1 protein-coding gene and 1 pseudogene are annotated in these 1,736 nt (G+C 78.0%); both read right to left on the reverse strand.

Annotation, left to right across the window (positions count from 1 at the left end):
- Window positions 1–115: 115 nt before the first annotated feature.
- Complete coding sequence (locus DLJ47_RS34520; protein ID WP_109906475.1) at window positions 116–1,168, reverse strand: GNAT family N-acetyltransferase; 1,053 nt, start codon at window positions 1,166–1,168, stop codon at window positions 116–118.
- A 121-nt stretch (window positions 1,169–1,289) separates the two neighbouring features.
- Window positions 1,290–1,736, reverse strand: a pseudogene (locus DLJ47_RS34525) (amino acid-binding protein); the annotation flags it as partial.

The raw sequence follows: 1,736 nt of genomic DNA on the forward strand, positions 1-1,736 counted from the left end.
CCCCACTTCCGTCCGCCCCCGCTGACGACCAGGCGCGATCTCGCACCTCCGGCCCGGCGGAACCGGGCACGTGCCGGTTCCGCCGGGGCGGAGAGTGCGAGATCGCGCCCGGTCGTCAGCGGGGGCGGGCGGAAGTGGGGGTGGTGAGCGGGATGGTGAGGGTGAGCAGGGCGCCGTCACGGTCGGTCGGGGTCGGCCGGGCCAGCCGGCGCAGGGTGCGCAGCATCGGGGCGTTCTCGGCCTGGACGTGCAGCAGCAGCGCCGCGTAGCCGGCCCGCTCGGCGTGCCCGACCAGTCGCCGCAGCAGCGCCGAGCCCAGCCCGCGCCGCTGCCAGTCGTCCCGCACCAGCAACGCCACCTCGGCCTCGTCGCCCTCGGCGAGCAGGTTCGCCATCGCCACCACCGGCTCCCCCGGGCCGGGGCAGCCGGGCGCGGTGGCGAGCAGGGTCAACCCGCGCGCCGGTTCCAGCAGCCGGCGCAGCCGGTTCGGCGACGGGGCCGCCCCGCCGCCCAGGTAGCGCCGGTACCGGCTGCGCGCCGAGCACGCCTCGTGCAACTCGACCACGCCAGCCAGGTCGTCCGGGCCGGCCGGTCGTACGCCCACCTCGGCGCCGTCGGGCAGGACCAGGGTGACCTGCTCGGCGGCCCGACGCGCGACGGTCGCGGCCAACTCGGCCAGGGCCTGCGCCCGGGCGTACTCGGCCGGGGTGAAGTCCGGGGCGGCCCGGCGCAGCTCGAAGGACCCGCCGCCCGGATCGGCCAGCAGCATGGTGCGCCCGGTGATGCCGCTGCGGACCCCGGCCGGCGCCGGCCGCCAGCTGACCGTGTCCGCGCCGAGCAGCGCGCGCAGCGCCTCACCGGTCGCGTCCGGGTCACGCACCAGGCGGTTGGCCAGGCCGAGCACCCGGGTCGGCTGGTCGGCCAGCCCGCGCGCCTCGCTGCGCGCGACCCAGCAGTCCCGGCCCCGGCCCCGCTCGACGGCGGCGACCAGGTCGGCCTCGCCGAGCGTGTCCGGCGCGTCGACCAGGAAGTCGTCGACCGCGCCCCGCTCGGTGGTGTGCACCTGCACGGTGAGGATGTTGACCCCGCGCAACGCGAGGCTGGCCGTGAGCACCGACAGGTAGCCCGGCCGGTCGTCCACGGTGGCTCGGATCCGCCACAACGTCATGGTTGCCTCCCTTCCCCGGTACGACCCTCGCGGCTGGCTGTTGCCGGCCGGTTGCCCCGGGGTGACGGCTCCGGAACCAGGTGCGCGACCTGCGCCACACCCGACCCGCGAGCCGGCTCGGTCAAGGGCCGGCCACCACCGGCGGCACGCCGACCAGGTCGAGCCGGTCGCCGAGGATCACCGCACTGGCCCGGACCAGCTGCGCCAGCCGGTCCACCTCGGTGCCGTGGAACGCCGGCGCGGCCAGCGGTTCGGTGCGTTCCCGGGCCAACACCAGCACCAGGCCGGCCCGGCCGAACGGGGCGACCGCGAAGTGGCCGCCGTCGGGCGTGCTGACCGCCCGGGCGCGCAGCGGAGTCACCTCCGGCAGCGGCGGCGGGACCGGCGCCCGCCAACTGGCCTGCCCGATGGTGGGCTGCCCGCCGCCGGCCCGGGTGGCCCAGTCCAACGGCACCACCGCGGCGACCGCCCAGTCGGCGGCGAGCAGCCCGGGCACCGCGTCCACCAGGGTGGCGACCCCGTCGGCCGGGTTCGCCGCCACCTGGGCCAGCAGCTCGGCGTCCTGACC

The sequence above is a fragment of the Micromonospora sp. S4605 genome, assembly GCF_003176715.1.
Lineage (GTDB): Bacteria > Actinomycetota > Actinomycetes > Mycobacteriales > Micromonosporaceae > Micromonospora > Micromonospora echinaurantiaca.

Bases quoted from the DNA above. Each gene is read 5' to 3' on its own strand.
- DLJ47_RS34520 (WP_109906475.1), bottom strand. From the start codon at position 1,168: ATGACGTTGTGGCGGATCCGAGCCACCGTGGACGACCGGCCGGGCTAC.